The organism is Pseudarcicella hirudinis (genome assembly GCF_900115665.1).
Taxonomy (GTDB): Bacteria; Bacteroidota; Bacteroidia; order Cytophagales; family Spirosomataceae; genus Pseudarcicella; species Pseudarcicella hirudinis.
In genome coordinates this window covers 1-23,332 of record NZ_FOXH01000018.1, presented here as the reverse complement: position 1 = coordinate 23,332, position 23,332 = coordinate 1, and the positions used below count along the sequence as shown (strand labels likewise).

Annotated in this window: 15 protein-coding genes; 8 read left to right on the top strand and 7 right to left on the bottom strand. The window is 37.6% G+C overall.

The window, feature by feature from the left end; translation table 11 throughout:
* Nucleotides 1-52 precede the first annotated feature (52 nt).
* Nucleotides 53-1,762, bottom strand: coding sequence for a lysine--tRNA ligase (lysS, locus tag BM179_RS22255; RefSeq protein ID WP_092019383.1), 1,710 nt, complete (start codon nucleotides 1,760-1,762; stop codon nucleotides 53-55).
* A 599-nt stretch (nucleotides 1,763-2,361) separates the two neighbouring features.
* On the opposite strand from lysS, the gene BM179_RS22250 reads away from it, so the two are divergent.
* The 5 genes from BM179_RS22250 to BM179_RS22235 all read left to right on the top strand — a co-directional run bounded on the left by BM179_RS22250 (nucleotide 2,362) and on the right by BM179_RS22235 (nucleotide 8,848).
* Entirely contained in the window at nucleotides 2,362-4,938 is a 2,577-nt protein-coding gene (locus tag BM179_RS22250; protein WP_092019382.1) for a T9SS type A sorting domain-containing protein, read from the top strand.
* A gap of 203 nt (nucleotides 4,939-5,141) precedes the next feature.
* Entirely contained in the window at nucleotides 5,142-6,083 is a 942-nt protein-coding gene (locus tag BM179_RS22245; protein WP_092019381.1) for a hypothetical protein, read from the top strand.
* Nucleotides 6,084-6,165: 82 nt separating this feature from the next.
* On the top strand, nucleotides 6,166-6,318 hold the full coding sequence (locus tag BM179_RS25435) for a DUF8506 family protein (protein WP_177219487.1): 153 nt from the start codon (nucleotides 6,166-6,168) through the stop codon (nucleotides 6,316-6,318).
* Between the two features lie 363 nt (nucleotides 6,319-6,681).
* Nucleotides 6,682-7,116, top strand: coding sequence for an Hsp20/alpha crystallin family protein (locus BM179_RS22240; protein ID WP_092019380.1), 435 nt, complete (start codon nucleotides 6,682-6,684; stop codon nucleotides 7,114-7,116).
* 247 nt (nucleotides 7,117-7,363) lie between these two features.
* Nucleotides 7,364-8,848 carry a Do family serine endopeptidase gene (locus tag BM179_RS22235; protein WP_092019480.1) on the top strand — a complete coding sequence of 495 codons (1,485 nt, stop codon included), beginning with the start codon at nucleotides 7,364-7,366 and terminating at the stop codon, nucleotides 8,846-8,848.
* Between the two features lie 201 nt (nucleotides 8,849-9,049).
* Here BM179_RS22235 and BM179_RS22230 read toward each other — a convergent pair whose 3' ends face one another.
* The 6 genes from BM179_RS22230 to BM179_RS22205 form a co-directional block, all read right to left on the bottom strand.
* Nucleotides 9,050-10,033, bottom strand: coding sequence for a pyruvate dehydrogenase complex E1 component subunit beta (locus BM179_RS22230; RefSeq protein ID WP_092019379.1), 984 nt, complete (start codon nucleotides 10,031-10,033; stop codon nucleotides 9,050-9,052).
* 269 nt (nucleotides 10,034-10,302) lie between these two features.
* Entirely contained in the window at nucleotides 10,303-10,785 is a 483-nt protein-coding gene (locus tag BM179_RS22225; RefSeq protein WP_092019378.1) for a hypothetical protein, read from the bottom strand.
* A gap of 11 nt (nucleotides 10,786-10,796) precedes the next feature.
* Nucleotides 10,797-12,230 (bottom strand): SusD/RagB family nutrient-binding outer membrane lipoprotein, encoded by a 1,434-nt coding sequence (locus tag BM179_RS22220; RefSeq protein ID WP_092019377.1) that lies wholly within the window; start codon nucleotides 12,228-12,230, stop codon nucleotides 10,797-10,799.
* 45 nt (nucleotides 12,231-12,275) lie between these two features.
* Nucleotides 12,276-15,392 (bottom strand): SusC/RagA family TonB-linked outer membrane protein, encoded by a 3,117-nt coding sequence (locus BM179_RS22215; RefSeq protein WP_092019376.1) that lies wholly within the window; start codon nucleotides 15,390-15,392, stop codon nucleotides 12,276-12,278.
* 170 nt (nucleotides 15,393-15,562) lie between these two features.
* Nucleotides 15,563-16,876, bottom strand: coding sequence for a RagB/SusD family nutrient uptake outer membrane protein (locus BM179_RS22210; RefSeq protein ID WP_092019375.1), 1,314 nt, complete (start codon nucleotides 16,874-16,876; stop codon nucleotides 15,563-15,565).
* 19 nt (nucleotides 16,877-16,895) lie between these two features.
* Complete coding sequence (locus tag BM179_RS22205) at nucleotides 16,896-20,024, bottom strand: SusC/RagA family TonB-linked outer membrane protein (protein WP_092019374.1); 3,129 nt, start codon at nucleotides 20,022-20,024, stop codon at nucleotides 16,896-16,898.
* 238 nt (nucleotides 20,025-20,262) lie between these two features.
* On the opposite strand from BM179_RS22205, the gene BM179_RS22200 reads away from it, so the two are divergent.
* The 3 genes from BM179_RS22200 to BM179_RS22190 all read left to right on the top strand — a co-directional run.
* Entirely contained in the window at nucleotides 20,263-21,006 is a 744-nt protein-coding gene (locus BM179_RS22200; protein WP_092019373.1) for a DeoR/GlpR family DNA-binding transcription regulator, read from the top strand.
* A gap of 214 nt (nucleotides 21,007-21,220) precedes the next feature.
* Entirely contained in the window at nucleotides 21,221-22,246 is a 1,026-nt protein-coding gene (gene aroB / locus BM179_RS22195) for a 3-dehydroquinate synthase (protein WP_092019372.1), read from the top strand.
* A gap of 562 nt (nucleotides 22,247-22,808) precedes the next feature.
* Nucleotides 22,809-23,332: hypothetical protein (locus tag BM179_RS22190; RefSeq protein WP_143095298.1), on the top strand; the 524-nt coding region annotated here is incomplete at its 3' end.

Below are 23,332 nucleotides of genomic sequence, written 5' to 3'. Positions count from 1 at the left end.
AAAACCCCAATTCATATGAATTGGGGTTTCTTTATTTTAAGGCATTGCGGGTTTATTCAAACCACTTTAATACATCATCTTTTGCAGGAATAGCAATGTCCAGTTTCAGCTTCTTACGCATTCCGCCTAAATCATTGAATACTTTGTTCGGATTCGCTTCTTTTAAGGCATCAATTGTCATAAAGCCCATCTTCTGAAGTACAGGAATCCAATCTGCCGGAACACCCAGTGTCTCAAACTCAGCATCCGTAGAAACTTCAACTCTCTTCTCAGGACGCATCTGCGGGAAGAATAATACTTCCTGAATAGACGACTGATTGGTCATAAGCATCGTCAACCGGTCAATCCCGATTCCAATACCCGCAGTTGGCGGCATACCATATTCCAGTGATCTCAGGAAATCTTCATCCATTGCCATCGCTTCTTCATCTCCTCTTTCTGCAAGACGTAACTGCTCTTCAAAACGCTCACGCTGATCTATCGGGTCATTTAATTCTGAATAAGCATTGGCAATTTCTTTACCATTTACGAATAATTCAAAGCGCTCAACCAATCCCGGTTTGCTGCGGTGTTTCTTCGTCAAAGGAGACATTTCAACCGGGTAATCAATAATAAAGGTAGGCTGAATCAGATTTGCTTCAACTTTTTCTCCGAAAATTTCATCAATCAGTTTTCCGGTTCCCATTGTGGCATCTACTTCAATCCCCATGCTCTTGCAATGTTCTCTCAGCACATTTTCCTCCATTCCTTCTACATTAATTCCGGTATATTTCTCAATAGCTCCGGCAATGGTAAGGCGGGTAAACGGTCCTTCAAAATCAATTTCATTCTCTCCTACTATTACTTTAGTCGTTCCGTTAGTAGCCAGGGCAACTTTTTCGAAAATTTCCTCCGTAATACCCATCATCCAGTTGTAATCCTTATAAGCTACATAAAACTCCAAAGAGGTAAATTCCGGATTATGAGTACGGTCCATCCCTTCATTACGGAACATTTTCCCGAACTCATAAACTCCTTCAAAACCACCTACAATCAGACGTTTCAGATATAATTCATTGGCAATACGCATAAACAATGGTATATCCAATGAATTATGATGCGTTTTGAACGGACGGGCAGATGCCCCTCCGTGAATTGATTGCAAGATAGGTGTTTCTACTTCCAGCCATCCTTTTGAATCAAAAAGAGAACGCATGGTTGTAATAATTCTGGAACGCTTTAAGAAAATCTCTCTCACCTGAGGATTTACAATTAAATCAACATATCGCTGACGGTAACGTAATTCCGGATCCGTGAAACCATCAAAAGTTTTTCCATCAGCCTCTTTTACAACAGGTAATGGTTTTAATGATTTGGTAAGAATTTTAAATTCAGTGACATGAATTGAGATTTCTCCCGTTTGAGTGGTGAACACATAACCTTTCACACCGATGATATCACCAATGTCAAGAAGTTTCTTAAATACAGTATTGTAAAGTGTTTTATCTTCATCCGGACAAAGATCATCTCTGCGGAAATATAATTGTATCCTTCCGGTAGCGTCCTGCAATTCAGCAAAAGAAGCACTTCCCATAATCCGGAAACTCATCAGACGTCCGGCAATGGATATATTTTTATAATCTGTCTTATTATTCTCGTAATTCTTATGAATGTCCGCTGCGGCTACATTTACCTCAAATAATTCAGCCGGATATGGGTCGATACCCAATTTCATCAATTCTTCCCGCTTCTGGCGGCGGAGTAATTCTTGTTCGCTCAACATGTTTAGTTTCAAGTTATAAGCTTAATAGTTTGGGGTATAATAAGCCGGAATCGAACTTTAAGGTCTGCAAACAACGTGATTTACGCAGAGTTACAAAAACTTAAAGCTTTTTTCCGCAGAATTTAAGCGTTTAAAACCGCCGAATATGATCCCTCAGACGCTAAGCTTTTTAAAGAAACACAAAATTAGAGATTATTCAACGCAAATAAAAAACTTGCCACTCATTGATACACATTTATTTAGTTTAATACGTTCTTCGGTTAGCATTTAACCAAGTTAAATTTAATTGTATATATCCGGAGACACGGTTTTGTAATCTATTTACTTAAAAATGGAACAGAAATACACTATATTCAAAACCCTGGAAGTTTAACTACTATTAAATTAAAGATTTTGACTAAATAAAAGTCTATTTAGCCAAATTGGATATTTAGCAATAAAAGTATAACTTTATAAATAAATATACGCCTAGAATCAAATGTGATAAATAGCTCATATACATGCGATTATTCACCTTACTATCGCAATTATATACTCGTTGGATTCAACCGCAGAACAGGCTACTTTAAAAACCATTTCCAACAATATAAAAATTATATATGAACAAAATTTACCTATTAATGTTTTTTTTATTCATTATGAATTTGGATGCAACTGGTCAATGTAACATTGCTGATTACAAGGGTTTAAGAGCGTTGTATAATTCGACAAATGGGGATAATTGGAACAATAAAGATAATTGGGACGTAAGATCTGAAAATCCACCTCAAAATTGTAATTTATCAAAGTTTCATGGTGTTTACTTGGATGCCAGTGGTAGAGTATATTTGATAAACTTAGGAGAAAATAATCTTAATGGTCAAATTCCTAAAGAAATTCAAAATTTAACAAACTTAACCACACTTTGGCTTAATCAGAATAATTTAATTGGTGAAATTCCTAAAGAATTAGGTTCTTTAATTAAATTAGAACGTTTGGCATTAAGTTATAATAATTTAAGTGGTACAATTCCAGTTGAATTCTATAATTTAATTAATTTAAAAGAAATATCCATAGAATCTAATAAACTAGCTGGAAGCTTAGGAAATGGCTTTAAGAACTTCCCAAAACTTGAACGATTATTAGTTAATAGTAATAATTTTTCAGGACTACTACCAGCCGAAATTGGAAAATTAATAAATTTAAAAGAGATTACTTTTCATAATAATAATTTTGAAGGATGCTTTCCTATAACCTTTAAAAGTTTATGCGATAAAAATATAAATTTTAACAACAACCTAAAATTAGCTGATTGGGGCATATTCTGTAAAGAATCTATTTGTAAATTTCTCAATGCAGAATCTTCTTTTCTTTGTAATTTAGATAAATCAAAGATGATTCCTTTAAGAGATTCCCAAAGATTTCCATATGTAGTAAAACTTAAAGGAAGTGCGATAAATCTTAATTCTCCATATGAAATACATTTTGATACCGGTAGCTGGACAACTAGTATTCCTGGGGGGCTATTAAACCTTAATAAGGTAAAGATTTTAAAAGAAAATATAAATGATCCTTGGGGTAATCTGGCTGATTTAGTTTCAGGTCAATTTATTTTAGAGAGTGTCGATGGCACGCCTTATGAATTAAATGATTATGTTTTTTATGCGACAAAAGATAAAACAACAAAAAAATACTTGCCTGATGCCAGCACTGGTTTTACTACCTCTATTTTAGGAGCCTTTCCAAGTATAGACCCAGATACAAGGCTTCCTTCGGTTCCCTTTGCTCTTGCTTTAAAATATGCACCCGACAATATGGGTTTAGGAATAATTTCGGATTGTTACGAGGATATAAATAAGAATTGGAATTCAATGAAATCTTATCTACAAATTGGCAATGATTCTAAAATTTTAGATAAGCTAAATTTTAGAACTGACATACCTAATTGGCGTAACCAACAAGAATTCCATCCTGAGGCTGTCCCAGGCTTTAGTATTAAAATTAAATTTTCAGATACAGATGAAATTATTGAAGCTTCAAATTTGATTTCAACCGTAGATACTGGAGCTTCAGAATTGACGCTTAGACTTGACTCCGATAACCCTCAAAATAAAGCAACTTTTTCATCACATTTTATAAAAGACGGTCTATGGGTTAATTGGAATAATACTGATTATAATAATAGCGCAAAAACATTAATTAACGCAGATGTTACTATCGAGTTCACTGATAGCAATGGGGCAAAGAATAGTTACTCTTTTCCAATAGATAAAAATCCATATTCAACACCAACCACATTATATGCCTGTACTTGGGAAGGAAATGCTCCATGGAAGGAGAGTTTTCCACAGTTTCCAAAAAATAGAATAAATTTAGGAAATACTATATATTTTTATTGTCCAATATATTTTTGGGATATTAAAAATAAAAGAGTAGGTATCGGATTCAAAAACCAATGTCAATTGAATGCCAAAATAAATACGCCAGACGGGACAAGTTTTTGTACTGGAAGTTCAGTAAATATTTCAGCAGAGCCAATGGGTAACAATAACCCATTTACATATAAGTGGAAACAAGGTACAAATGACCTTGGAACAACTACAACTTTAACTGTTGCTAAAGCCGGAACTTACACCTTAGAAGTGACAGATAAAGAAGGGTGTATTATTACAAAAAGTATTGAAATAATGCAAAGTTCCTTACCAAATGTGACAATAAGTAAAAGTGGGTCCACTGATTTATTCACAGGTGGCTCTATCATTTTATCAGTTCCAAGTGGAGCAGAACAAACTTACCAATGGTTCAAAAATAATCTTGCTATTTTAGGTGCAATAAATAATTCATTTACAGTAAACGAAGCAGGTAAATTTTCAGTTACTGTAACCGCAAATGGTTGCTCTGCTACATCAGAAACTGTAACGGTAAATGTCATTTTAGCAAATGAATTACCAAACGAATCGAAAACTTTCAAAGTTTTTCCAAATCCTGTAGAAAATACTATAAAGACTATCTTTAACGAACCTTTAACAAAACCTTCAAAGGTAAATTTAATAAACCAAACAGGAATAGTTTTAAAAGAATGGATAACAAATCTTCAAGAAAACTCATTTGACATTTTAGGTCTTCCGAGTGGAATTTACATTTTAAAATGCGAAATAAATGATAAAATCGAAGAAGTCAAACTTATAAAAAATTAATTTTATTGCTTGTGGATACATCATCAGACTGGTAAAAGCGACTGCCCCAACATAGTATCGAAGACTATGAAGCAGTTGGAAGAAACTCAAAATTGGCCCACACACACCTGTTACGGATGGATTATTTCCAATACCCCCCTTCTTCATAAATACTTGTACGCTGTCTGCAATTATATAAGACTTCTTTACTAAACAACCCTTTAATGAATCTTTTAGAACTACATTATTATTTAGACGACAATAGTCATTCTATGAATGCTATTGTTAAAAATAAATCTGAAGCCGAATTAATAAAACTGTTTTTTGAAGTTTCAAACCTTCTTGACTTAGACATTACTTTAGAATTTGAGGCTTTAAAGGAAGGAGGTATTAAAGATATTATAAAGTATTTTAAAAAGAAAAAAAACAAGCAAGCGCTTATGATTTTCTTTGGTACAATTATCTCAAATGTATTGATTAATATTACTTCTGACTACTTTATTAAAGATAAAGAATTGGAGGAGCTTAATAAAGAAGAGAAACGCCTAAATATTCTGAAATTAAAAAATGATTTACAACAAGATTCTTTAACCAAAGAACAAGAAACTGTTATCTTAGAAAATATTGTTATTCAAATTAGTGAGACACACAAAATTAAAGTCTTCAAATCAAGATTTTACCAGCAAATCCTAAAAGAATCTAAATTATACCAATTCTCAACAACGGAATTAGATACTAATTATAAACCTCTTTCAGTTGAAAAAAGTATCTTAAGAGAGCATTTTAGCAAACATGTTTTAGAAAGCGAAGACTTAAAACCTAAGACAATTGAAAATGCCAATATTGAAATAGTTTCACCTGTATTAAAACAAGGAAATATAAAATGGAAAGGACTTTATAATGACAAACCAATAAGTTTTAATTTACTTGATTCAGAATTCAAAAATGCCGTTTTAAATAAACAATATAGTTTTTCAAATGGAACAAGTATAACATGTAGTCTTGAAATTGTAGTGACACTTGACAATAAGGGCGAGGAAATCATTAAGGAAGCAAGTGTCTCCGACGTTATTGAAGTATTCGACGGAACGCAAATAATCATCACGAAAAAAGCTAAGCATTTGAAAGAGTCAAAAAATCAAATAAAAATTGACTTTAAAGAATAACTACATCCTATTGCCGACAAACAAATTGATGGTTTACTGAATATAATAAACAAGGAAAAATTCAATCTTTTAAAAACTTACTATGACAACAATTGAAATTCAAATAGAAGAGAAATATAAAATTCTGAAGGGGCTTGAAAAAGCTTATGAGAAACTCCTGGAATTTAAGAAAACCAAAAATAGCGAACTCGTTGTACTACGTGACAACAAAATAGTAAAAATTAAACCCGAATAAAAAGCATATCTCCTGACAGCGTTCCGTTGTAAGCTACCAGACGAACAATGAAATTCGTGCGATCAGAATCATTCCCACTTCTTTCGTTCCTCCCTCCCTCCGGTAATTCTTCAAAATTTTATCTTTCTTCCTGACCTGATTCAGGATCTTATTTCCTCATAACTAAGTAATAAAGTGACCCTAAAAAACACAAACCGGAAAATATGGCATGATTTACCTTGCAACAACCAATCATTTCAAGACAAAATGGCATTAAAAATCACTAAAAACCCAATGGCATAGAAGTTGAAGAATAGGAAGTATCCTGTCAATGAAGATTCAGGAAACTATAAACTAGTCTTAAACATTAAAAAAAATAACGCTATGACACTCGTAAGATTCAATCAGCCATTAGTGAACAAATTCTTCAATCACGAATTCAACAAGTTTTTCAACGAATCAGATAACCGCACTTTAAAAAATAATTATGACAGTCTTCCTGCTGTAAATGTAAAAGAAGACGAAGCAGGCTTTAAAATTGAAGTGGCGGCTCCTGGTTTGAAAAAAGAGAACTTTAAAATCAACCTTCAGGAAAACCGTCTGACAATCTCGGCAAGTCAGGAGGAAAAGTCTGAAGAAACTTCTGAAAAGTACACACGCAAGGAATTCAGTTTTTCTTCATTCCAACGCACTTTTACTTTGCCTAAGAATGTAAACGGGGAAAAAATTGAAGCTTCTTATACTGATGGAATATTGTACCTCAGCCTTCCTAAAAAAGAAGAAGAAAAACCTGCTTTAAAAGAAATTACCATTGCATAATTTCGTTATAGTTCTAATGAAAGCTCAAAATCTGACAATCAGGTCAGTTTTGGGCTTTTTTAGCTTAGGATTTTCTTAAAATTTGTTAAAAAAACAATAGTTATAGCACCTGAGAGTATGTTTTTGCGTTAATTTAGCGAAGTCATAAAAGTAAAATTCCCTGATAGTTATTTACGGGTAAAGACTTCACGATGCGTACAATTTATTCGTAAAAATTAGACATTCTTAATTTGTATAAGTGATGGAAATGAAAAGCAATTTAAAAACCTTAGCCTTAGTGGGAGTATTAAGTAGTGCTTCTACGCTTGGTGCCTACAAACTGTTAAATTTCGATAAGAAAGATGTAGTTTTCAGTGAAGCCCCGTCGGCATTTTCCCGATTGGTTTCCAATACGCCTAACGTACCCGGTAATCCCGGAGAATTTACTTTTGCAGCTGAAAAAGCAACTCCCGCAGTTGTTCATATTAAAACTAAAATGACCCGACAGGTAAGTCGCCAGATGGGAGATCCGTTCGAAGATTTCTTTGGTTTCGGAGACCCTTTCGGAGGCAGCCGCCGTCGTCAGCAGCCTGAAGCTCAGGAAGCATCAGGTTCCGGTGTAATAATTAGTTCTGATGGTTATATTGTAACAAATAACCACGTTGTTCAGGGAGCAGATGAAGTTTCTGTAATTTTAAATGACAAGCGCGAATTAAAAGCGAAAGTTATCAGTACTGATCCATCCACAGATATTGCGGTGATTCAGGTAAAAGCAGCCAATCTTCCTTTCCTTACTTTCGGTGATTCTGATGGTTTGAGAGTTGGAGAATGGGTATTGGCGGTAGGAAATCCGTTCAACCTGGAATCAACTGTTACAGCTGGTATTGTTTCTGCAAAAGGTCGTCAGAATATTATCGACAGAGGTGACGGCAATGAAGTAAGCCCTCTGGAATCCTTCATTCAAACGGATGCAGCCGTAAACCCTGGCAACTCAGGCGGAGCTCTTGTAAACCTGAAAGGTGAATTAGTAGGAATCAACACTGCTATTTACAGCCGCACAGGTCAGTTTGCAGGATACTCTTTTGCTGTTCCGGTAAGTATTGTTAAAAAAGTATCTGCCGATCTCATCAAATATGGTAACGTTCAGCGTGGATATTTAGGCGTAAGTATCAGTGATGTTACTGCTAAAATTGCAGAAGAAAAAGATTTGAAAACCAATGACGGTGTTTATGTAGGTGGCTTCACTGACAATAGTACCGCTAAAAATGCAGGATTGAAAATTAATGATGTAATTGTTAAAATTGATGGTATTGAAACCAGATCCGCTTCAAAATTGATGGAATTGGTTGGCCGTAAGCGTCCGGGTGAAAATGTTGTAGTAACCGTAAATCGTGAAGGTCAATTAAAAGACTTCAATGTGGTACTTAAAAATAAAGAAGGAAATACAAGCATTCTTAAAGGTGATTCTGCCGCTGAGTCAGTAAAAATTGATCTGTTAGGTGCGAAATTAGGAAATCTTTCAGCCTCAGAAAAAGAGAAATATAAAGTAGCAGGCGGCGTAAAAATCATTGAAATCACACCGGACGGACGTTTGGATGCTCAGGGTATAACCAAAGGCTTTGTAATCACTAAAATTGATGACAAGCCTATCAAAGATTCTAAAGAAGTGGCTGAATTATTAGACGGCAGACGCGGCAGAATCAAAATTGAGGGAATTGACCTTGACGGAACCCGTTATATAATGGTACTGTAATCAGTACGGTTTCAATAACAATAATTTTCAATAGAATCCGTTCAGTATTGTAATCTGTTTTATTAAAATTGCCAGTTTCTATTTTGAAGAAGTGGTTGAAAAGTAACATTTTCAACCACTTTTTTATTGGTATAAAAACACAAAAAAACCCTGAACGGATTTCGTTCAGGGTTTTTTGAGTTTCCTGTCTTTAGAAAACGCTTAGTTTCTGTATAAAACTGCTTTTACTGCCGCTACTGTACGTTCTACACTCGGAAGAATTTCGGCGATCAGCGTCGGTGCGTAAGGCAATGGTAAATCTTTTGAGTTCACACGGATTACAGGAGCATCCATGTAATCGAATGCAAAACGTTGAACATTGTAAGCGATTTCAGAAGAAAGTGCTGACAAAGGGTTAGCTTCTTCAACTACCACACAACGGTTTGTTTTCTTTACAGAGTTCAATACAGTTTCATAATCGATAGGACGAACGGAACGTAAATCGATTACTTCAGCATTGATTCCCAATTTATTCAATTCTTCTACAGCCGGTAAAACAACTCTTGACAACATTTTACCAAAAGTAACGATTGTTACATCAGTTCCTTCTTTTACAACATTTGCTTTCCCGATCGGAATAATGTATTCTCCTTCAGGAACAGCACCTTTATCGCCGTACATCAATTCTGATTCCATGAAAATAACCGGATCATTGTCTCTGATGGCAGCTTTTAACATTCCTTTCGCATCGTAAGGTGTGGCAGGAACAAGTACTTTTAAACCAGGAGTATTGGCAAACCAATTTTCAAAATTTGAAGAGTGCTGAGACGATAATTGTCCCGCATTTCCGGTTGGTCCGCGGAAAACAATCGGACAGGAATATTGTCCGCCAGACATTGACATCAACTTTGAAGCTGAGTTAATAAGCTGATCGATTGCCACCAATGAAAAGTTGAAAGTCATAAATTCAACGATTGGACGCAATCCATTTGCAGCGGCACCTACACCGATACCTGCGAATCCTAATTCGGCAATTGGCGTGTCAATTACACGATCCGGCCCGAACTCATCCAACATACCCTGTGATACTTTGTAAGCACCATTGTATTCGGCTACTTCTTCACCCATCAAAAAAACTGAAGCGTCACGACGCATTTCCTCGTTCATGGCTTCACGAAGAGCCTCTCTGAATTGTATTTCTCTCATTTGTTAGGATAGATTCTGTTTGAAATTACAAATTGGGGGTTAACATCAACAATATTAAAAAAGAATGTACCCTTCATACCAAATCGGGTGTAAAATTAGGCAAGAATCTTCACAACACAAAGGTTTGATTTTAGCTAAGATAAAATATCTTTCATAAAATAATAATACCACACCGAAAAGGCGTGGTATTATCAGCTTAAACCATCTTTGAAAATCAGGTTTTCCGGGAAAAACCGGATTAAATCCCTTATTTCAAATACCGTAATCTGCTATTTGGTAATAATTGTTACAGATTTCTGTGCCGAAAGCAATTCATTAGCAGTTACTATTTCTGAAAAAACAATCATGCTTGTTTTTTTGGTTCTCGGTGCCTGCACAGGAATCGTTACCACATAATTTCTCAGATCATTATCAAATTTAACTTTTGAATCCTTCAACGGAACTGTGGAAATAAGGGTTTTAGTCCCGGCGGCTGTCGGTGCTGAATAAAGTCTGAATTCTTTCACATCAACTTCCGTCGTGTATTCAATGGTACAGTTAACTGACGAAAGCGTATCAACTGTTACACTGGTAATCAGAGAACCTGTTGCTGTTAGTCTCGTAGTTCCTGGCCAGAAAACAGCAATCTGAGCAACTTTACCTTTACTATCCAGAATTCCGTCGATAATATTGTTTTCCTTGTAACAACTTGTGGCAAAAATCGCGATAACAGACAATAATGCCAGTTTGTAAATATTTTTTACTTTTCTCATGTCTTTCCTGATTATTTGGTGAACATCCACATTTTCTCATTAAGCGGCTTGATATTTTGTTTCGCTACATCAGAGTTTCTGGTAGTCTCGGAAGTAGGATAATTGAATCGCTGAATAAATTTACCCTGTAAATCAACATTCAGATTGGCAGGTACGGGCATATTCAGGTAATCATAGCGACGAAAATCTGTCCAGATATCTCCGATAAGAAACATGGCTTTATTTTTTTCAGCGAGAATCTGAGATAAAGTAAGATTCGCTGCCCCCACATTAATCCTGGCATTGGAAGTATAAGCTATCATATCAGCATCCGACACACCTACATTTTTCATATTTGCTTTAATAATTTCCAAATAAGCATCATAACCTGGTGCTGTAGTGCCCTTGCTGGTAACTGTTCCGCCATTCAGAATAAATCTCGCTTCTGCTTCTATGGCTTTAGCTTCTGAATAAGTCACCATTTCAATCGGAGAATTAATGTTTGAGCTCCATGAACCTGTAGTAAAATCAACGGAAGCCCCCGCCCCTGTTCCGGGATTTACACCAAGGTATTCTGTCTGACTTTTCCTTAAAGTAGCCAGTTTGGGCAAGCGTGGATCAACCACCGTTCCTCCTTTTCCATTCATTAAATCAATAAATGTAGCAGAATGAGTAATCGTAATATTTCCGGTGGTATTTGCCAAAGCAACACGGCTATACCAGGGGCTCAGATTTTTGGTATTATACATTAACTCGAAGTCATCGGCATTACTTGCAAATCCCTTTTGTACCGCATCCAAAGCTGCCTGTGCTGCCTGCTGAGAATTTTTAACCGATAAATGCAAAGCAAACCTCGCTTTCAGTGTATAGGCAAACTTTGTCCATTTCGCCAAATCACCTGCATATATTAAATCATCGGCCCCAGGTTTGGTTCCTGTATTTTTTTGCAGTTCGATAATTCCTTCATCCAGTAATTTTTGAATAGCTGTATAAACACTTTGCTGCGTGTCATAAGCCGGTGCAAAGTTTTTCTGATCTGCCTGAGAATAAGGTATATTTTCCCAGGAAGTCGTGAGCAGACCCAGGTTATAAGCCATCAGTGTCTTCGAAATACCCACATATGCAGGTGCATTTCCCGACTGGCCTTTGCTAATCATGAGGTTAAGATGCGGGAAAATATTCAGGTAAAACTGAGACCACCCTGTCGAGTTATCAGCCTGAACCTGTGAATCCAGATCCCCTAAAGCTCTGGCACTTCCTATTTGCTGTACATATTGACAAGCTATATAAGCCTGATAATAACTTGACTCACTGGTATAAAAAAGAGCTGTTGGCAGTAATTCCTGAATGGCTGCATCTCCTTTCAGGGTAGGATCGACATTTACGTCCAAAAAATCCTTACAACTTGTAAGCAACGTTGCCAAAGCAACCAGCAACAAGGTGCATTTATGATATATTTTCTTCATGATCATTTCTTTTTGAGTTGATTCTGCTTTTCTCAGCGCTTTCTGTTAAAAATTAACGCTTACACCAAATTGAAAACTGCGGGTAGAAGGGTTATTCCGACCTACAAATCCAATACGGTTTGTTCCTGATCCAAAAGATAATGCTTCAGGATCATACCCTCTGAATGGAGTATTCAGGAATAAATTTGTTCCTGTAAAACTGAATCTTACACCATTTTTGAAAACAGAATTGGCAATTAATTTTTTAGGCAGGGAATAACTGATATTCACACTGCGCAATCTGAACCAGGAACCATCCTGTACTGTAAAACCAGACCAGTAGTAGAACTGATTAGCTGATCTGTAGAAATTATCGTCCAAATACACCAGTTTGGTATTCGGCACATAAGAAGTTGACCCGTCTGTATTTTTCTGAGCAACCACTCCTTTATAAACAACCTGCTCGTATCTTCTTTCTGTAAATTTCGTAATCCCGTTTCTGACAGAATTTTCCTCCGCCATATCCACAACATTACCTCCCTGACGCCATTCAAGTAAGAAAGAAAGTGATAAACCTTTATAAGTAACAGTATTGGTCAGACCTCCCTGCCAGTCAGGCATTGCATTGCCCACTTTCGTCGCAGTGGTACTTACCAGCGGAAAGCCATTAGCCTGAATTACAGTTTGTCCATCCGGTGATTTTACATATTCAAAACCCCATAAATCTCCCAGATTACTGCCTTGTCTTACTTTCAGGAATGTTTTAGTATTGTCAAAATAAACGATTTCCTGTAAAGCCGGAGGCATTTCTAATACTTTTCCACTCAATTTAGACCAGTTTACAGAAACGTCCCATGAAAAATTCTTTGTTTGAACCGGCTTTCCGCTAACCAATAATTCAACACCCTGATTTCGGATTAAACCGATATTCGTGTAATAATTGGCATAACCGGAAGCATTCGTAACCGGAGCATTTACGATCTGATCCTTGCTATCCATTGTAAAGTAAGTTGCATCTACTGACAAACGGTTTTTCAGAAACCGTAACTCTGCTCCCACTTCGATGGAAGTAGTTCTTTCCGGTCTCAGATTAGGGTCTGCGGTAGTGGTAACTCTGCTGTAGCCCGGAACATTGTTATTATAGGGAAAATTGGTTACCGGAGCAAAATAAGTCGAAGTAATATAAGGATCAGCACCCTTACCCACCTGTGCCCACGAAGCTCTTAGTTTTCCATAAGAAAGAATATTTCCTTTGGGCAGGCTTTCTGTAAATACATATCCCAGACTCACAGAAGGATAAAAGAATGAATTATTTTGTACAGGTAAAGTCGAAACAATGTCATTTCTTCCCGTTACGTTCAGATATAAAACATCCTTATAATTCAATTTCGCATCCCCGAAGAAGCTCACAATTCTGTATTGCCCCGGAGAATAAAATCTTGTTTCCGTGTTTTTATAACTGCCGATCTCTGAAGGATTTGAGCCCAATAACCGCTCTCCTCTGGTATAATAACTGTCAGGTTTCTTGCTATCAACGATAGAATTACCTACCATCACCGAGCCATTCCAGTTTTCATTAAATGATTTTTTGGCTGTAAGATAAAAATTCGAGTTGATCTCTCTGAAATTTAAATCTTCTTTTACCAAAAAGCCTTTTACCTGAACTCCCACATCAAAAGTACTGTCAACGGTACGGCTGCGGGTTTCATGATACGTATCATAAGTCACCTGATATTTCGCTGATAACCATGAATTAAAAGCATAATTTAAGGCAATATCAGCGATATAACGGTTTACATTATCAATCCTCGGGCTTTTTTCAACAAGGTATCTTGGGTTATCCACCACACCTAAGGTAATATTCTTTTGAGAACCGTCGGGTTTGATGTAGTCATTTACATCATAAGAGTTTGGCCAGTAAGACAGAGAACTGAAGATCGATTTATCACCGGCAGGCGGCCGTTTACCTCCTGAATTGACGTAATTAACAGAACCTGAAACGGAAAAGCTCTTTGTTACATTATACAATCCGGCCAGCTTCAGAGAGGTTCTTTCAAAATCAGTATTTGGAATAATTCCTGACTGATAATTTCTTCCCAGGGAGAAATAAATATTCCCTTTGTCTCCTCCTTTTGAAATTGATACGTTGTTATTATTGCGGAATCCTGTTCTATAAAAATCCCGGAAATTATCATAGATTTTGTCATTAGGATTAGTATCTCCCATTAAGGCCGGGCCAAATGAGCGGAATATACTTCTCTGAGCTATCTCTGTTTCAGAAATAAACTCCCCGAAACGACCTTGTATAAAACGATTCTGATAGTCCGGTGTTTTGCTGACATTATCGATCCCGACGGTAGAAGAAACATTTACACGGAGCTTTCCGCTTTTCCCTCTTTTTGTAGTGATAATAATGGCTCCATTTGAAGCCCGTAAACCATATAATGCAGTCGCTGCCGGTCCTTTCAATACTGATATTGCTTCCACGTCTTCAGGATTGATATCGGCAGCACGGTTTGTATTACCAAATTGTTCGGAAGCACCCGGAGAACTACTTCCGGCACTGGGTAAAGGATTTCCGGCATTGGTAGTATTACTGATAATAATTCCGTCAACCACAAATAAAGGCTGGTTATCAGAACCACTGCTCAGGGAAGTAATTCCCCGGAGAATAATGTTCACCCCGCTTCCGGGTGCTCCGCCTGATCCGGTGATTACTGCCCCGGCAATTTTTCCCTGTAACGCTCCTACAAGGTTCTGTTCTCCGGAATTTTTGATCGCATCCGATTTAATTTCCTGAACAGAATAGCCCAGGGCTCTTTTTTCCTGAGTCTGTCCTAAAGCAGTTACTACAATTTCATCGAGCTGGCTGACATCACTTTCCATTGTCACATCAATCACAGACTGGCCTGATACTTTTACTTCTTTCTTCAGATATCCTACCGAACTAAATACCAGAACAGCATTATCACTGGCCTGAATTTTATAAACTCCGGAAGCATCCGTAGTTGTACCTCTCGCGGTTCCTTTTACCTGCACACTCACGCCCGGAAGTGCAGAGCCGTCAGATGGATCGGAAATTTTACCGGTAATCTGACGATTCTGGGCAAATGAAGAAAAAGAGAATATTATTCCCCAGATCGTCAGAATGCCCATGAATCTTTCACGTACATTTTTTCTCATAGATAGTTGTCGATGGTTTTAAAAAGATGAAATTATGCTTATAAATAGTTGAAAAGAAAAGTGTAAAACTTATCAAATGATAAAATCAGTCAACCTGAAAATTACAAGGAAGTCCACGGGAATCCCGTGGACTTATGGTTTTATTTGATGATGAAAGCACAATCCGAAAATTATATAGACGGGTCAGCAGGCGTGTTCGGGTTATTCTCACGCTCGTTTCTTGGGAAAGGATACCAGTTTCTGGTACGCTCAGCATTTGCTGTTCCGGCCGCAGGGCGACCAAATCTTCTGCTGTCTTCCAGTTCTAAACCTGACATAAACAATTCAATGCGTCTGTTCCGGTAAATTTCAACCAAGATCTGATCCTTGGTTTTGTCTCCGCTGTAAGCAGGCAGATCTGCGCCAATTCCCCAGACATCAGTCTTTTTGGTAAGTACATTGTTTAACTCATTCACTGCATTATTCAAATCGTCTTTTCTGGCATAAGCTTCTGCTTTTATGAGAGACACTTCTCCCGGCAGATACACCGGAATCGGTGAAGAATATGCTGTAAAAAAGCCTTTCCCACGGTAGGTATTTTGTGAAGGCGTACGGCTTAAGAAGTAAAAATCAATACGTTTATCTTCTGTTGCCGGTTTAAGTGCTGCCGGTAAACCCATATTCAGATCAAGTGGCTGATATACGTTAACATTTCCCAGTGCTGTTTCAAAAATCGGGTTTCTGTTATCTGCCGTATCTCCGTATCTGAATTCAGATCTTTTGCTTAAATCTACTTTGCTTGCAGCAGCAAGAGCCTTATCGTTATCACCAAGCATTAAACTATAACGGGCTATAAGCGCATTGATCGTATTCACCATATCTATTCCGCCGATTACCTTGGTAGAAAATTTACCAGGGATAGTTACTGATTGCATGCCTGCCTGAGCAGTTTCCAAAGAAGAAATCGCCTGTTTCAACACATCTTCTCTGTTATTAAATGAAGCCTTATCTGCAACCACAATCGGTGCCTGCTGCCAAAACTGAGCAAGATTACCTAATGCTAACGCTCTGAAAATTGAAGCATAAGCCACAATACTGGCCTTCATGTTCGGATCGGTGGAAATACTGGCATTACGCAAAATCATATCAGCATTTGACTTAACAAGGTTGCTATACGACCATAGATTGGATACGACTGCGTTTGACTGGTCAACGCTTCCTGCCCCTTTTTCAAGGGCATCTTCATCCGTATTTCCGGCATTCAGTACTTTTAAGGATTTATTTGTCAGACCGGAACCAGTAATTGAGGCATATACAGGACTCTGACGGCCAACAGAGTAACGATATGCCAGACCATTGCACAAGGCAAGTAAACCGTCCACACTGTTTACAACCTGGGTTTCACTGGCAGAACTAGGGTTAAGATATTCTGGCTGCGAACATGAACTAACTGTAAGGCTTGCCAACGCTGTAACAAATAGCGATTTGATGATATGTTTTTTCATAATTTCTCCTTGTTAATTGTTAAAAATTGGCTGTTAAAGTCAACTGATACGATCTTGGAATTGGTACGTTACCAAAATCCACCCCTCTCAAAATATCGCTGTTCCCTCCGGCATTGGTTTCCGGATCATAGCCATTATACTTATCCCATGAATACAGGTTTCTTCCGATCAGTGAAAGATTCAGGTTACTCATTCCTTTAATCGGATTTTTGAAGCTATAGCCTAATGATACCTCACGTAGTTTTACGTAAGAACCATCATCAATTCTCCATTCTTCAATGGTATAGATTGAGAAGATATAGCCACGAGGTAATTCTCCTTTCAGTTCTTTCTCCGCATAATCTCCGATACCAACTCCCTGACGGGTACGTTTATCGGCATTAAACACCTGAAGACCCTGAACAGCATCTAAAAGGAATCTGAAATTGAAGCGTTTGTATGTTAAACTACTGGTTAATGAAGCTGTATAATCCGGGTTTGGATTTCCGATAATTTTCTTCAGATAATCTCCGGTAGGTTGTCCGTTTGCATCACGTTTCGGTGTACCGTATAGCCCTTCTATGGTTCCTCTTTCTCTTTGCGGGAATCCCTGAGGAGTAAGCAAAAGGCTTCCGTCCGGATTTCTCGCATAATAGAAAGCATAAAATACACTGGCCGGCTGTCCTTCAATAAGATATGACGGTGCTCCTGAAACTGTATTAATTGCTACAGAAGGACTTCCCGCACTGATTACTTTGTTTCTGTTACGGCTGTAAACCATTGTCAGATCCCAGGTCAGGTCTTTCTTTTTAATCGGCGTAACGCTCAGAATGGCTTCCCAGCCTTTGTTTTCCATTTCACCAACATTATTGATAAAACTTAAACCTCCTGTTGAAGAAGCAAGTGTACGGTTTACAACCAATTCACTGATATTCTGAGAATAATTAGTTACACCCAAACTGACCCGGTCTTTCAAAAGAGATACATCCAAACCAAATTCAAGTTCTCTCATTCTTTCAGGACGAACTCTTGAGTTGGCCAGCTTACTGCTTGGCACAAAAGTATTGAACCCCTGGTAAGCCGTTGGCAAAAACTGCCAGAAACGGTCGTATGTACCAATAGCACTTAATCCACCTGCATCACCGAAAGAAGCTCTGAATTTCAGACCGTTAACTGTATTTGACAAAGAACCGTTTTTCCAGAAATCCGCATCGGAGATTACCCAGCTCCCACTCACTTTCGGATAAAACTGATTGGTTTCGGAAGATGAGAATAAGGTAGAGCCATCACGACGAATTGCTCCGGTTAAAAACACCTGATTTTTATAACCAAATGTAGTCTGTGCAAATTGTCCGCTTACTGAATATCTGTCTAATCCGTAAGATGCCAGTACCGTATTACTCGCCGCACCGCTAACCGTCTGAATAAAGCTTGTTAAATTTTCTCCGGTTGTTTTACTGTAATCACGACGGGTAAACTGATAGTTAAACCCTGCAACTGCATTCAGTTTGAGAGAACTTGTTAAATCTTTCTCATAGGAAACGTTCAGATCCGTGTTGATCTGAGTAGAATTTCCGTTAGCAATCCCGGCGAAACCATTCGGATAACGTTCTGCAGGAAGACCAGCCTCTGCCTGGTATGGGTAAGGAGGAATGTAGTTTTTCCCGAGTTGAGAGAAATAGTCAACTCCTAAAATATAATCTATGCTTAAGCCTTTCAAAGGTGTAAGATTGAACTGCAAATCATTTATTGTTCTGCTTACACTTTGGTTGAAGTCAAAATCTTCAATAGGCGACAATGGGTTAACCCTGGAAGGCTCTACCGCTTTTAAACCTCCGGTAAGCGGATCTTTTTGCGTAATGTCGTAAATGTTATTGGTAATATTGACTGAGTTAATCGGACTGTAGAATACGTTTCCGTTAGGTTTTTCATTAGAAAATGAATTAGTATAAGTCAAACCGGCAGAAACTTTCGCCCAGTCAGCCAGGCGTTGTTCAATGCGCAGGCGTAATCCATAACGTTGAAAATCAGTGTTTTTAATTATACCCTGATTCTTCATGTATGAAATCGAAGCAAAATACTGTGTTTTATCTGTTCCGCCATTGATCGACAAATAATTGTCATTTCCGTAGCCTGTCTGAAAGATATTATCCTGGTAATCATATCTTGTAACGTCAACCAGATTTGTTGCCAGCTTGGTCGTCACACCATCTCTTACAATCCCGACAGATTCAACTCCGGCCGGTGCGGCACCGATGGTATGTAAACGCAGGGCTGCTGAACCAAATTGTTTTCCGTAAGTAGAAATATAGACTTTTTTGCGAAGCTCATTTACATTCACACTGGTAGAGAACGTAACTTTCGGCGTTCCGCTTTTTCCTCTTTTTGTGGTAATAACAACAACCCCGTTACTGGCACGTGAGCCATAAATAGCAGCCGCAGCAGAACCATTAAGAACATTCAGGGTTTCAATATCCTGTGGATTAATATCTGCCAGACGGTTAGTTCCCTGAACCGCATCATTTCCGGCCTGATTAGCTGAAGCCAGCTGGGAAACGTTCGTAGAAGCATTACTGATTACCACACCATCAATTACATACAAAGGATCTGAACTTCCCTGCAATGATTTTACACCACGTAAACGTATTGAAATTCCTCCGGATGGATCACCTGAGTTTTGTGTAATCTGCGCTCCCGGAATTTTACCCTGCAAAGCACTTGAAAGGTTGGATGAACCCGTATTTTGTAACTGATCTGCCTTAATTGAAGTAATGGCATTCCCCAATTGTCTTCTGCTTGAAGTCAGGGTTGAACCTGTTACTACTACCTCATCTAAACCAAATGCATCTTCTTCTAATGCTACATCAAGAGAAATTGATGTCTTTGCATTTAAACTTATTAACTTTGTTGCTGTCTGATAGCCTATGGAACGGAATAATAATTCGTATGTTCCGGCTTTCAGGTTTGTATTTAAAGTGTACTCACCATCAATATTTGTGATTGTTCCGGTTGTGGTTCCTTTCACAATGATAGTCGCTCCAATGAGTGGTTCCCCATTTTTCTTTGAAGATACTTTCCCTTTGAAAGTAAAGTTCTGTCCGAATGCCGTGGCAGACATAAAAACTAACGCGATTACTCCCAAAAGTGGTCCTAGTAGTTTTTTTTTCATAATCGTTTGAGTGGGTGAAGGTGGATGAAGAAATGCCCGTTTTTGCTGTTTTATACCTGAGTAATTATCACTAAACCTGCAAAAAATAGCATTTCCCGGACTTAAATTTAATGTTATTTTTTTATATTTGATAAAAACGTTATTATTTTTTTAACATACAGTATTAAAAATGGTTAAATTTCCTTAAAAACAGACAAAACTCAAAAAACGCAAAAACCTGCATTTACCTGATTTAAACATGCTAAAAAAAGAAAGACAAGCTTTAATAATTAAGCAGATTAACCTCCACAACAAGGTTCTATCTTCTGACCTCAGTCTTACGCTAAATGTGTCAGAAGATACAGTCAGAAGAGATCTTCATGAATTAGCGCAGGAAAACAAGATTATTAAAGTTCATGGAGGAGCTTTATCCAAATCGTATAATGTCACTTCGCAGCAATCCGATACTTATGCGTATGAGGAGAAGAATATCATAGCACTTAAAACAATCAGCCTCATCAAAGAGGGAATGACTATTCTTACCAGTGGAGGAACTACCATGAGAGCTATCGCGAGAGCACTTCCCTCAAATCTGAAGGCCACCTTTATTACCATGAGTCCCTTAATTGCCCTTGAATTAATTGAACATCCTAACCTTGAAGTAATTTTACTGGGTGGAAAACTGTCCAATGATTCAAAAATAAGTGTCGGAGGAGAAGTGGTAAACCGGATTAATGAGATAAAGGCCGATTTATGTATTTTAGGAATAAACGGATTGGATTTTGATGGAATTACCGATTCCGACTGGGAAATAGTTCAGGTAAAAAAAGCCATTATCAATGCTTCAAGAGTAGTTATTGCCTCCACTATTTCTGAAAAACTTAATTCTGCTCTGCGGCTGAAAGTCTGTAACCTGAAAGAAGTGGATTATCTCATTACTGAATTACCTTCCGATTCACCGACATTATTGGCATTTAAAGAGAAGGTTAATCATATTTTGTAATATGTTTTAACTGATTCCTGAGGAAAGCATTCATGAGATTGTCACCATTACCCCGGAATTCTGTAATTTTGAAGAATTTCCGGTGTTGATTCCGTGTATTTGCTGAATATATTCAATTATATCAGTTTTTACCGGGACCAGATTTCACGGGAAGTAATTTTGAAAATGTTTTAAAAACCTGAAATAGCGGCGAATTTTCGTCCATATCTCTCATATGTCAGTAGTAATTGCCTCAATATCTGAAAGTTTACCTCAATATTTAGATGGAAAAAATTATTCAAAGGTCTTTTTGATTTGTGACGAACACACCAAAAAACATTGCTATCCGATCCTGAAACCTTTGCTTGGAAAACACAAGGTTGTTCAGATAAAATCCGGAGAACAGGAAAAGCACCTGGCTACCTGTGAGAAAATCTGGACAGGAATGACAGAAGATGAACTTGACAGACATAGCCTTGTTATCAATCTGGGTGGTGGTGTAATCGGAGATATGGGAGGTTTTTGTGCCGCAACTTATAAAAGAGGGGTTGATTTCATTCAGATTCCAACTACTTTGTTGGCGCAGGTAGATGCAAGTGTTGGCGGGAAATTAGGAATTGATTTTCACAGCTTCAAAAATCATATTGGCGTTTTTCAAATCCCGAATGCAGTTCTGATAGATGCTCAGTTTTTGAAAACCCTGCCATTTAACGAACTCCGTTCCGGTTTTGCTGAAATTATCAAACATTGTCTGATAATGGATGAGAAAAAATGGGATGAAATAAGAAGGAAGGATTTTGAAGAACAGGATTTTAATGATTTAATCGGACATTCCGTTGAAATCAAAAAGCAGGTTGTTGCAGCCGATCCCACAGAGAAAGGTTTGAGAAAAATCCTGAATTTCGGACATACCTTAGGACATGCGATTGAAACTTTTTATCTAGGAAAACCCAAACTTCACCTGCTACATGGAGAGGCTATAGCTGCCGGAATGATTTGTGAGTCCTTTATCTCCTTTGAAAGAGGTATGATCGACCAGAGAACGCTTTCCCAGATTGAAGAATTTATCTTTACGATATATGGAAAAGCTACCATTTTAGCACAGGATATAGACGAAATTATCCAGTTGACCGCTCAGGATAAGAAAAACAAAGGAAAAGAGATTCGTTTCTCTTTATTGGAAAAAGCCGGAAAATGTACTTATGACATTGCAGTCTCGAAAACTGAAATGAGAAAAGCGCTTGAGTATTATATATTTTAGCATATGACCTGAGTCTTGATTTGTACCAGAATAGCGATATTTCCCTTCGTCTATTCTGCATTTCCTGACGAGAGAAAAGCAACCCGATCTGCCCGTAGAGTTCCGCAAGGCTCTACGGATTGTAAATAAATAGAGTTGTTGATATGTTGAAATAAATGATTTTTTGACCATAAAATCGTAAAATCATGTTCTTTGTGCTTATAGTAGACACTCTTTTCCATAAATTATCCGTAGTCAAACAAAAAACTACTGACAGGAAAGAAAATCCGATACACTTAACACTTCGAAGCTGCCTTATGGCAGGATTCTTCCCAATAACATCTAAGATTACTACACAATCGTTTGCGCAATAATCCCTTTTATTCTTCAATTACCAGCATTTCCCTGTTGCCTTACCATACATCAAGAAATTCCTCATTTTATCATGAAAAACTCAATAAAGTGAATTGTAGATTTGGGTATTTTAATTTTTAAACAGAAATTCACTTTTGATAAGTTGGTATTCTGACTTTATCCTTCAACACACCAATGTTTGATTTATTAATCTAATAATCAACTATATATGTTGAAGTATTACCGATCCGTTCTATCACCGATCAAAGTCTTACTGATTCTACTTCTGATTATTTCTCCTTTCGGGGAAAGGGGGCTTTTAGCCCAGAGTAATTTCCCTGTCAGTTGCAGCCCCTATTTGTTGCCTCAGTATAGCCTCAACTGGAGTGCCTTAACTTCTTCCAATAATTTCCTGAGGGTTACTCTGGTGCTGAAAGATGAAAAATATCAGCGTGGGATTGTTCCTGTTTTTTTACGTTTTAAGTTTGAACAGGCTGGTTCTGTGATTAGTACAAGACCTGACTATCTTCCGGCTATTCCCATCAATTTAAGTTTCGGTACTCCTCTGACCCTCTATGGCAGTGATTTAGTCAACTACTTTCAGGCTGGTCATTTAATAGCCCAAGGTGCAGTGGATGAAAGTATGCTAAGGCAAGGCGGACGCCTGCCTGATGGTTTGTGGACACTCAGTGTTACTGCCTATGAGTTTGATGCTTCCAGAGGACATCGACAAATCTCAGAAACAGGAATAGC

Bases quoted from the DNA above. Each gene is read 5' to 3' on its own strand.
- BM179_RS22230 (WP_092019379.1), bottom strand. From the start codon at position 10,033: ATGAGAGAAATACAATTCAGAGAGGCTCTTCGTGAAGCCATGAACGAG.
- BM179_RS22250 (WP_092019382.1), top strand. From the start codon at position 2,362: ATGAACAAAATTTACCTATTAATGTTTTTTTTATTCATTATGAATTTG.
- BM179_RS22245 (WP_092019381.1), top strand. From the start codon at position 5,142: ATGAATCTTTTAGAACTACATTATTATTTAGACGACAATAGTCATTCT.
- BM179_RS22215 (WP_092019376.1), bottom strand. From the start codon at position 15,392: ATGAGAAAAAATGTACGTGAAAGATTCATGGGCATTCTGACGATCTGG.
- aroB (WP_092019372.1), top strand. From the start codon at position 21,221: ATGTCAGTAGTAATTGCCTCAATATCTGAAAGTTTACCTCAATATTTA.
- BM179_RS22235 (WP_092019480.1), top strand. From the start codon at position 7,364: ATGAAAAGCAATTTAAAAACCTTAGCCTTAGTGGGAGTATTAAGTAGT.
- BM179_RS22210 (WP_092019375.1), bottom strand. From the start codon at position 16,876: ATGAAAAAACATATCATCAAATCGCTATTTGTTACAGCGTTGGCAAGC.
- BM179_RS22220 (WP_092019377.1), bottom strand. From the start codon at position 12,230: ATGAAGAAAATATATCATAAATGCACCTTGTTGCTGGTTGCTTTGGCA.
- BM179_RS25435 (WP_177219487.1), top strand. From the start codon at position 6,166: ATGACAACAATTGAAATTCAAATAGAAGAGAAATATAAAATTCTGAAG.
- BM179_RS22240 (WP_092019380.1), top strand. From the start codon at position 6,682: ATGACACTCGTAAGATTCAATCAGCCATTAGTGAACAAATTCTTCAAT.
- BM179_RS22200 (WP_092019373.1), top strand. From the start codon at position 20,263: ATGCTAAAAAAAGAAAGACAAGCTTTAATAATTAAGCAGATTAACCTC.
- lysS (WP_092019383.1), bottom strand. From the start codon at position 1,762: ATGTTGAGCGAACAAGAATTACTCCGCCGCCAGAAGCGGGAAGAATTG.
- BM179_RS22225 (WP_092019378.1), bottom strand. From the start codon at position 10,785: ATGAGAAAAGTAAAAAATATTTACAAACTGGCATTATTGTCTGTTATC.
- BM179_RS22205 (WP_092019374.1), bottom strand. From the start codon at position 20,024: ATGAAAAAAAAACTACTAGGACCACTTTTGGGAGTAATCGCGTTAGTT.